The 8976-nt window shown below is 64.3% G+C and carries 9 protein-coding genes; all 9 read left to right on the forward strand.

The window, feature by feature from the left end; all coding sequences use genetic code 11:
• Window positions 1-526, forward strand: a 526-nt coding sequence (locus NFW30_RS17475) for a DUF2889 domain-containing protein (protein WP_295372389.1), incomplete at its 5' end; no start/stop codon positions are given.
• A 57-nt stretch (window positions 527-583) separates the two neighbouring features.
• Window positions 584-1744 (forward strand): ADP-forming succinate--CoA ligase subunit beta, encoded by a 1161-nt coding sequence (gene sucC, locus NFW30_RS17480; RefSeq protein WP_295352071.1) that lies wholly within the window; start codon window positions 584-586, stop codon window positions 1742-1744.
• A gap of 10 nt (window positions 1745-1754) precedes the next feature.
• A complete protein-coding gene (gene sucD, locus NFW30_RS17485) occupies window positions 1755-2648 on the forward strand; it encodes a succinate--CoA ligase subunit alpha (protein WP_295352073.1) in 894 nt (297 codons plus the stop codon).
• A 164-nt stretch (window positions 2649-2812) separates the two neighbouring features.
• Window positions 2813-3772 carry an ornithine cyclodeaminase family protein gene (locus tag NFW30_RS17490; RefSeq protein ID WP_295352076.1) on the forward strand — a complete coding sequence of 320 codons (960 nt, stop codon included), beginning with the start codon at window positions 2813-2815 and terminating at the stop codon, window positions 3770-3772.
• Between the two features lie 138 nt (window positions 3773-3910).
• Window positions 3911-4711: a Stp1/IreP family PP2C-type Ser/Thr phosphatase gene (locus tag NFW30_RS17495; protein ID WP_295352136.1), complete on the forward strand. Its 801-nt coding sequence runs from the start codon at window positions 3911-3913 to the stop codon at window positions 4709-4711.
• A 14-nt stretch (window positions 4712-4725) separates the two neighbouring features.
• Complete coding sequence (locus tag NFW30_RS17500; protein WP_295352079.1) at window positions 4726-5406, forward strand: FHA domain-containing protein; 681 nt, start codon at window positions 4726-4728, stop codon at window positions 5404-5406.
• A gap of 100 nt (window positions 5407-5506) precedes the next feature.
• Window positions 5507-6274: a 3',5'-cyclic-nucleotide phosphodiesterase gene (locus NFW30_RS17505; protein ID WP_295352082.1), complete on the forward strand. Its 768-nt coding sequence runs from the start codon at window positions 5507-5509 to the stop codon at window positions 6272-6274.
• A gap of 5 nt (window positions 6275-6279) precedes the next feature.
• Window positions 6280-8652, forward strand: a complete 2373-nt coding sequence (locus NFW30_RS17510; RefSeq protein ID WP_295352085.1) for a GspE/PulE family protein — start codon at window positions 6280-6282, stop codon at window positions 8650-8652.
• Window positions 8653-8910: 258 nt separating this feature from the next.
• The coding region (locus NFW30_RS17515; RefSeq protein WP_295372393.1) for a prepilin-type N-terminal cleavage/methylation domain-containing protein at window positions 8911-8976 on the forward strand (66 nt) is incomplete at its 3' end.

The following is an 8976-nucleotide window of genomic DNA, read 5'->3' on the forward strand; positions in this document are numbered from 1 at the left end:
ACGGACTCGCAAGCACGTTCGCAGCGTCCAGCTCGAAGGCTACCGCCGCGACGATGGTTGCTGGGACATCGAGGCTCGTCTGATCGACGTCAAGGACCAGGATTACCCGCTTTCGTCGGGGTTGCGCAGGCGCGGCGAGCCGGTGCACGACATGTCGGTGCGGGTGACGATCGATCAGCAGATGACCATCCGCGATGCCGCGGCCTGCACCGATGGCATGCCTTACGTGGGCTACTGCGACCGCATCACCCCCGACTATGCGCAGCTGGTCGGGCTGAACCTGTTTCATGGCTTCCGGACGGCGGTCAGGCAGCTCTTTCGCAGCACGCGCGGGTGCTCACATCTCAGCGAACTGCTGATGTTCCTGCCGACGGCTGCGCTGCAAACCTTTGCCAGCGACGTACCGGATAGCGACGATAGTGCCCACAAGCCCTATCAGCTCGATCGGTGTCACGCTCTGGAGTCGCATTCAGACGCAGTACAGCGCTATTACCCGCGCTGGTACCGCGGCCAGAAGCCTGGGTAGGGCCTCCTGCCCGTGGTTCATTACGTTTCGCAACCTTAACTCAAGCAAGGAAAGCGCATGAAAATTCACGAATATCAGGGCAAGGAACTCCTGAAGAAATTCGGCGTCGTCGTTCCGCGCGGGGTGTTCTGTCCAACCGTCGATGATGCGGTCAAGGCAGCGGAATCCCTCGGAGGCAAGGTCTGGGTGGTCAAGGCCCAGATCCATGCGGGTGGCCGCGGCAAGGGCGGTGGCGTCAAGGTGGCGAAGTCGCTCGATGAAGTTCGTCAATACGCCAGCCAGATCCTCGGCATGCAGCTCGTCACCCACCAGACCGGCCCGGCGGGGCAAAAGGTGCGTCGCTTGCTGATCGAAGAGGGCGCCGACATTCGCAAGGAGTATTACGTCGCTGCGCTGACCGACCGCACGACGCAGAAGGTGGCGATGATGGCTTCTTCCGAAGGGGGGATGGACATCGAAAAGGTGGCGCACGACACCCCGGAGAAGATCCTCAAGGTTTTCATCGACCCGGTCGATGGGCTCAGTGACGCGCAGGCGACTGAACTCGCGGTCGGCATCGGCGTTCCCGCCGAATCGGTGGCGCAGGCGGTGGCGACGTTGCAGGGCCTGTATCGCTGCTACATGGAAACGGATGCCTCACTGGCCGAAATCAATCCGCTGATCCTCGAAGGCAACGGCAACATCAAGGCGATCGACGCCAAGTTCAACTTCGATTCGAACTCGCTCTACCGGCAGCCGGAAATCATGGCCTTCCGTGACCTCGACGAGGAGGACCCGGACGAACTCGAGGCCTCGAAGCACGACCTGTCGTACATCTCGCTCGACGGCAACATCGGCTGCCTGGTGAATGGCGCCGGTCTGGCGATGGCGACGATGGACACGATCAAGCTGTTCGGCGCCGAGCCCGCCAACTTCCTCGACGTCGGCGGCGGTGCGACGACCGAGAAGGTCACCGAGGCGTTCAAGATCATGCTCAAGAACCCGAAGGTGAAGGGCATCCTCGTGAACATCTTCGGTGGCATCATGCGCTGCGACACGATTGCCACTGGCGTCGTCGCTGCAGCCCGGGAAACCCATCTTGCGGTACCGCTGGTCGTGCGCATGAAGGGAACCAACGAAGATATCGGCAAGAAGATCCTCGGCGAATCCGGCCTGCCGATCATCACTGCCGATTCCATGGCCGACGCCGCCACCAAGATCGTTGCTGCGGTCAGTTAAGGAGCCCAACATGTCGATTCTGATCAACAAGGACACCAAGATCATCACCCAGGGTATCACCGGCAAGACGGGCCAGTTCCACACCGAGAAATGCCAGGAATACGCCAACGGCAAGAACTGCTTCGTCGCCGGGGTGAACCCCAAGAAGGCCGGCGAGAGCATTTTCGGCATCCCGATCTACGCTTCGGTGAAGGAAGCCGCGGCCCAGAGCGGTGCCACCGTCTCGGTGATCTACGTGCCGCCACCGGGAGCTGCGGCGGCGATCTGGGAAGCGGTCGAGGCCGACCTCGACCTCGTCGTCTGCATCACCGAGGGGATTCCCGTTCGCGACATGCTCGTCGTGCGCAACAAGATGTTGCGCAAGGAAGCCGCCGGCGGCAAGAAGACGTTGCTGCTCGGTCCGAACTGTCCCGGCCTGATCACGCCGGATGAAGTCAAGATCGGCATCATGCCCGGTCACATCCACCGCAAGGGCCGCATCGGCGTCGTCTCGCGCTCGGGAACGCTGACCTACGAGGCCGTCGGCCAGTTGACCGAAATCGGCCTCGGCCAGTCATCGGCAGTCGGCACCGGTGGCGACCCGATCAATGGTCTCAAGCACATCGACATCATGCGCCTGTTCAACGACGATCCGGATACCGACGCGGTGATCATGATCGGTGAGATCGGCGGTCCCGACGAGGCGGACGCGGCGCAGTGGTGCAAGGCCAACATGAAGAAGCCGATCGTCGGTTTCATCGCTGGCGTCACTGCCCCTGCCGGCAAGCGCATGGGTCACGCCGGCGCGCTGATTTCCGGCGGCGCGGATACCGCCGATGCGAAGCTGGCGATCATGGAAGAGTGTGGCTTCAAGGTCACGCGCGATCCGTCCGAGATGGGCAAGCTGATCAAGGCGATGATCTAGCGCACCAGGGGCTTGATGGTTCCGCAAGAAGGGGGCAGGCTGCGGTCTGCCCTTCTTGTCTGCCTTTGCCGCTGGCAGTTTACAAGTAAAATCCGGGATGGGTTCCTGCTGGCTGGCGGCGGGGCGTCAAGAGCGATCGACTGCGGGTCGGGAGCGAGGAAGACATGGCGCTGTTTCTGAGTGAACAGGACGTTACGGGAATGCTGACCATGCCGCTGGCGCTGGCGGAGGTGGAAGCCGCGCATCGTGCGCTGTCGCTGCGACAGGCGCACGATGTGCCACGGCAGCGCACGCGGTTGCCGCAGACGACGCTGCATGTTCTGCAGGGGGCGCTGCCACAACTCGACGTCATCGGCTACAAGGCCTACACGAGCAACCGCTCCGGTATTCGCTTCCTGGTCCATCTCTACCAGGCCTCGAGTGGCCGCTTGCTGGCCGTGCTCGAGGCCGACCGGCTGGGTATGGTCCGCACTGCGGCCGCTTCGGGTGTGGCGACTCGTTGGCTGGCGCGGCCCGATGCCCGTGTGGCGGGAGTCTTTGGCGCCGGTTGGCAGGCCGAAGGGCATATCGAGGCGATCGCTGCGGCCCGCCCGTTGCAGCGCGTCAAGGTGTTCGCGCGCCGGGCCGATCGCCTGCAGGCTTTCTGCGCCAGGCTTTCGCAACGCCTCGATATCGAGGTGAGCGCGGCGGCTTCGCCCGAAGAGGTGGTGCGCGGCAGTGATATCGTCAGTACCGTGACGACCGCGGCGACTCCCCTCTTCGATGCCGCATGGCTGGCGCCGGGGACCCACATCAACGCCGCCGGCTCGAACTCGCTGATCCGGCAGGAAGTGGCTGAGGACGTCGTCAGGCGCTGTTCGCCGATCGTCGTCGACAGCGTCGAAACCGCACTGCGCGAGGCGGGCGATCTCCTGCCCCTGCTCGAGAAGGGGCGCCTGCAGGCGCGCGAACTGGTGGAACTGGGCGACGTGATCTGTGGCTTGCAGCCCGGACGTTCCACAGCCGAAGCGATCACGCTTTTCGAGTCGCAGGGCCTCGCCATCCAGGATCTGGCGGTGGCGGCACGGCTCGTCGAGATGGCGCGTGCGCGTGGTGTCGGGGTCGAGTTGCCTTATGGCGGATAGTGTGGACACATGGCCGGCCGTCGCCGGGCCGCCGGGCAGGCCTCTGCTGGACCGCCGATGTCGGCTCGTCCGGCGGCCAGCCTCCTTGACGGCTTGTCGGGGACGCAGGTGACGAACAGACTCTCCCCCGCCCTGCAAATCGTCGAGCGCAGCGACACCGGTCTGGTGCGCGGGCAGAACGAGGATTCGGTACTTGCCGACGCGAGGCACGGTCTGGCGATCCTCGCCGATGGGATGGGAGGCTACAATGCGGGTGAAGTGGCGAGCCGAATGGCGACGACGCTGCTCGCCAAGGGCCTGAACGCTGCTTTTTCCAGTACCGCAGCCCACCGCATCGAGAGCTCGACCGGGCAGCCGTTCGGCGTCCGCTGCCTGATCGAACAGATCGAGGCCGTCAACTCGGCGATCTATCGCGCTGCCGAGGACGAGGAGCGCTTTGGCGGCATGGGTACCACGCTGGTGGCCAGCGTGTTCTGCGATGATCAGGTGATCGTCGCCCATGTCGGAGACTCGCGCCTGTATCGCCTGCGCGGCGACGAGTTCGTCGCCCTGACGCGCGACCACTCGCTGCTGCAGGAGCAGATCGACAGCGGACTGATCACGCCCGAAGAGGCGCGCTTTTCGACGAACCGGAACCTCGTGACGCGCGCCGTCGGCGTCGATGCCGAGGTCGATGTCGAGATTCATGTGCACCAAGTCAGGCCAGGTGACCTTTATCTTCTCTGCTCGGACGGCCTCTACGACATGGTCGAAGAGGCCGACATCCGGCAGGTGCTGCTGACCCTCGGGGACAACCTCGAAGTGCTGGCGAACCACCTGGTGCAGATGGCCAACGACAATGGCGGCGAGGACAACGTCTCGGTGGTGCTGATCAGGGTTCTGCGCGAGTTTCCAGCCGCTGCCGGGGGCTGGTCGAGATTCTGGTCGTGGCATGTTTGAAGACGGGGAAGGCGATGGCAAAGCTGATACTGAGCATGGATGGTCTGGTTCTCAAGGAAATCCAGCTGCGCAAGGAGCGCATGAGCATCGGCCGCAAGGCGCACAACGACATCCAGATCGACAACATGGCGATCAGCGGCGAGCATGCCGCGGTCGTGACCATACTCAACGATTCCTTTCTCGAGGATCTCAACAGCACCAATGGCACATTGGTCAATGGGCAGTCGGTGCGCAAGCACTTCCTCAAGGACGGCGACGTCATCGAACTGGGCAAGTACAAGATGAAGTATCTCGCCGAAGCCGTCTCGCCGGTGGAAGAGGCTGAGGCCGAGCGGTCGGCGCCATTCCGTTTCGAGTCCGTTTCCGGCATCGCGACGAGCGGCGTCACGGCGTCGGCGGCAACCTCGCTGACTGGCGCCGAGACGGCGAACCTGCCGAACGCGAACATCCGCCTGCTCAGCGGCAGCAACGCCGGGCATCAGTTGCAACTGACCAAGACCCTGACTTCACTCGGCCGCCAGGGGCAGGTGGCGGTGATCGCCAGGCGCCCGCAGGGCTACTTCCTCAGTCATGTCGAAGGCACGGTGTTCCCGCTGTTGAACGGGCAACCGATCGATTCGTCAGCGCGGCGCCTGGAAGACCGCGATCTGATCGAGATTGCCGGAGTGAAGATGGAGTTCATCCTCAAGACCTGATGGCCGATCGCGTCCTCTCACGGCGGGTTGGAGAAATGCCTGCAGCGCGGTCGGCGAGAAGTCGGCATGAAGGCCGCAGTTGCCGGCCGTGGGAGGAAGCATGAAAGTCAGAATCCTGGGTTGCAGCGGCGGCATCGGCGGGCGCCATCTGGGAACGACGGCGATCCTCGTCGACGACGACATCCTGATCGACGCCGGTACGGGCGTGACCCACCTGCCGCTGGCGGAACTGGCGCGCATCGACCATGTCTTCCTGACCCACTCCCACCTCGATCACATCGGCTCGTTGCCCTTGCTGATCGATTCGGTTGCCGATCTGCGGACCGAGCCGGTGATCGTGCACGCGATTCCCGAGACCCTCGACATCATCGGCCGGCACATCTTCAACTGGGAGATCTGGCCCGACTTCAGTGCGATCCCGAGCGAGGAGCGGCCGGCAATGCAATACAGCCCGCTGGCGGTCGGCGAGTCGGTTCGACTCGGAGCGCGGACGATCACCGCTCTGCCGGCCCGGCACACCGTGCCCGCTGTCGGCTATCAGCTCGATTCTGGAGCCGGCAGCCTCGTCTTCACCGGCGACACGACCGTCAACCCGGCGTTCTGGCCGCTGGTCAACCAGATCGCCAACCTGCGCTACCTGCTGATCGAAACCGCCTTTCCGAATCGCGAGCAGCGGCTGGCCGAGATGTCCAGGCACCTCTGTCCGCGCCTGCTCGCGGCCGAATTGCAGAATCTGTCGGCCAGGGTCGGAGTCTTCGTCAGCCATCTGAAGCCGAGCCAGATCGAACTGACGATGGCCGAGATCGAGTCCGACGCGGGTGAGCACAAGCCACAGATGCTCCACAACAACCAGGTCTTCGAGTTCTAGGCGACATGTCGGCAGTGAACTGGCCCATCGACGGCAACCTCGGCGACATGAGTCGACGCCTGAGCTTCTTCAAGAACCTGCAGCGCGTCACCAACCGGATCCACGGCGCGAGCAACATCGACGAGATCATTCTCGAGATGTCGGAAGACATCTGCGAGCTCTTCCACGCCGACCGGTTGACGATCTACCTCGTCAGCGACGATCGCCACAGCATCGTCTCGAAAGTCAAGACGGGCCTCAACACGCACAAGGACATCCGTCTGCCGATTTCCGAGCAGAGCGTCGCCGGCTACGTTGCCGTATCCGGCCGGTCGCTCAACCTGCGCGACGTCTACGACCAGGACGAGTTGGCGAAACACAGCCCGCGGCTGGGTTTCCTGAAGGCGGTCGACGAGCGCACCGGTTACCGCTCGAAGCAGATGCTGGTGGCACCGATCAGCAACGCGCAGACGGGCGAACTGCTCGGCGTCGTGCAATTGATCAACAATCGCTCGGACACCCCGTTTCCGGCGGTCGCCGACGAGGGCGTCCAGGCGCTGGCGCAGACGCTCGCCGTCGCCTTCGCGCAGCGACGCAATCCGCCGCCAGCGATACCGAAGACGAGGTACGACGCGCTGGTCAGTGACGCGGTCCTCTCGGCTGCCGAACTCGATCTGGCGCAGAAAGCGGCACGCCGCAAGCAGCTCGACCTCGAGCAGGTGCTGACCGCCGATTTCCAGGTGCCGTTGGCGGCGATCGGCAGCGCGCTGGCGAAGTTCTGCGGCGTGCCCTATGAGCCGTTCAGGCCGGACCGCTTGCGGCCGACCGAGTTGTTGCGCAACCTGAAGCGGGATTACGTCGAGGCCAACCAGTGGCTGCCGGTCGATGAGACGCAGGAAGGGGTCGTCGTCATCGCCTGTGATCCGGAGCGCGTTCGCGCCTCGCGCATGGCAAACAACGTCTTCCCGAAGAGACGGATCGTGTACCGCGTCAGCACGCGCCAGGAGTTCGAGCAACTCGTCGGGCAGTTCTTCGCCGCCGCGGTCGAGGTCGACTCGGTCGGCGACATGCTGTCGGGCCTCGACGATGATGCGGTCCTCGACGCCGCCGAGAGTGGCGCCGAGGCACTCAGCGCCGCCGCCGACAACGAACTCGTCCGCCTGGTGAACCGCATCATCGTCGAGGCACACCAGAAGGGCGCTTCCGACATCCATATCGAACCGCGTCCGGGCAAGGAAAAGACCGTCGTCCGCTTCCGCCGCGACGGCGCGCTGTCGCCCTACATCGAGATTCCGGCGGCCTACCGCGGCGCGCTGGTGACGCGCCTGAAGATCATGGCCGACCTCGACATCTCCGAGAAGCGCCGGCCGCAGGACGGCAAGATCCGCTTCCGGCGCTGGGGACCGCTCGACATCGAACTGCGCGTGGCGACGGTGCCCACCGCCGGCGGACTCGAGGACGTCGTCCTGCGCATCCTCAGTGCCGGCGAACCGATCCCGATCGACCAGCTCGGCGTGACGCCGCACAACCTCGAGCGGCTCAGGAGCCTGATCGCCAAGCCCTACGGCCTCTTCTTCGTCTGCGGGCCGACCGGATCGGGCAAGACGACGACGCTGCATTCGATCCTCAACCACCTGAACCGGCCGGAGACCAAGATCTGGACCGCCGAGGATCCGGTCGAGATCACCCAGAAGGGCCTGCGCCAGGTACAGGTCAACAAGAAGGCGGGACTCGATTTCGCAACGGTGATGCGCGCCTTTCTGCGTGCCGACCCGGATGTCATCATGGTCGGCGAGATGCGCGACCGCGAAACCGTCGCCATCGGCATCGAGGCGTCACTGACCGGCCATCTGGTCCTGGCGACGCTGCACACCAACAGCGCGCCGGAATCGATCAATCGCCTGCTCGACATGGGGATGGACCCGTTCAACTTCGCCGATGCGCTGCTCGGCATCCTGGCGCAGCGTCTCGCCCGGCGTCTCTGCCCGGCGTGTCGCGAGCCGTACGAGCCGCCGGTGGGGGAGATCGCGAGCCTGCTCGACGAGTACTGCGCCGAACTGGCGAACACCAGTGCCTGGCAGGCCGATCCGCGGGCCGCGAGCGAGCGCGTGCAGCAGGAGTGGCTGGCGCAGCATGCGCGCGATGGCCGCTTCACACTTCATCGCGCGCGCGGTTGCGAGGTCTGCGCGGGCAGCGGCTACAAGGGGCGTGTCGGCCTGCACGAACTGCTCGCCGGCAGCGACCGCATCAAGCAGCAGATCCAGGAGCGCGCGCGCGCCGCCGAACTGCTCGCGACGGCGCTCAACGAAGGCATGCGGACCTTGAAGATGGACGGCATCGAGAAGGTTCTGGCGGGGATCACCGATCTCAAGCAGGTGCGCGCCGTCTGCGTCAAGTAGGCGGCCGGCCGTGCGGCTGCTCGGCAGCCACCCCCTTGCCGGCCGGCGGCCGATTGGTTCGTTAAATCCGCCCTCAATAGCTGCTTTTTCGGGCGAAAGTGTGACATTTTTCGTCATCCGCCTGCCGACAATTGGCAGCACGCGGCGTCATGGGCTCCCGGAATCGCTGCTTTTTGGCCGTTTCCGGCCTGGCACGAAAATTGATAGTGTGGACTCGACGGAATGTCCGTTGCACCCACCGTGAAGGAGTCCAATCTCATGAAAAAGCTGCAGAAGGGTTTCACCCTGATCGAGCTGATGATCGTCGTCGCGATCATCGGCATC

The sequence above is a fragment of the Accumulibacter sp. genome (assembly GCF_023806635.1).
In the GTDB taxonomy this organism is placed as follows: domain Bacteria; phylum Pseudomonadota; class Gammaproteobacteria; order Burkholderiales; family Rhodocyclaceae; genus Accumulibacter.

Bases quoted from the DNA above. Each gene is read 5' to 3' on its own strand.
- sucC (WP_295352071.1), top strand. From the start codon at position 584: ATGAAAATTCACGAATATCAGGGCAAGGAACTCCTGAAGAAATTCGGC.
- sucD (WP_295352073.1), top strand. From the start codon at position 1,755: ATGTCGATTCTGATCAACAAGGACACCAAGATCATCACCCAGGGTATC.
- NFW30_RS17490 (WP_295352076.1), top strand. From the start codon at position 2,813: ATGGCGCTGTTTCTGAGTGAACAGGACGTTACGGGAATGCTGACCATG.
- NFW30_RS17500 (WP_295352079.1), top strand. From the start codon at position 4,726: ATGGCAAAGCTGATACTGAGCATGGATGGTCTGGTTCTCAAGGAAATC.
- NFW30_RS17505 (WP_295352082.1), top strand. From the start codon at position 5,507: ATGAAAGTCAGAATCCTGGGTTGCAGCGGCGGCATCGGCGGGCGCCAT.
- NFW30_RS17510 (WP_295352085.1), top strand. From the start codon at position 6,280: ATGTCGGCAGTGAACTGGCCCATCGACGGCAACCTCGGCGACATGAGT.